Genomic DNA, 287 nt, shown 5'->3' with positions numbered 1-287 from the left:
ACCGAAGAGAGAAGACATCATCGACGTTCTAGCAAAAGTAGGAGGGCTAGAGATTGCAGGGATGACAGGGGCTATATTAGGAGCTGCTAGTAAAAAGACTCCTATACTAATAGATGGCTTTATCAGTACTATTGCAGCTCTATTGGCGGTAAATCTATGCAATCAAGTGAAAGAGTATTTAATTATTGGACATCAATCGCAAGAAAGAGGACATCAAATAGTAATAGAGTTGTTAGAGGGGAGACCATTACTTAATTTACAACTAAGGCTTGGAGAAGGTACAGGAG

At 39.7% G+C, this 287-nt stretch carries 1 protein-coding gene; it reads left to right on the top strand.

The window, feature by feature from the left end; all coding sequences use genetic code 11:
• On the top strand, positions 1 to 287 hold a 287-nt coding region (locus AOA60_RS23675; protein ID WP_143522534.1), incomplete at both ends, for a nicotinate-nucleotide--dimethylbenzimidazole phosphoribosyltransferase.

The organism is Pseudomonas sp. 2822-17 (genome assembly GCF_002742485.1).
Classification (GTDB): Bacteria; Pseudomonadota; Gammaproteobacteria; order Pseudomonadales; family Pseudomonadaceae; genus Aquipseudomonas; species Aquipseudomonas cyclaminis.
Note: the sequence above shows the minus strand (reverse complement) of the source record. Positions and strands in the feature narration are given on the sequence as shown.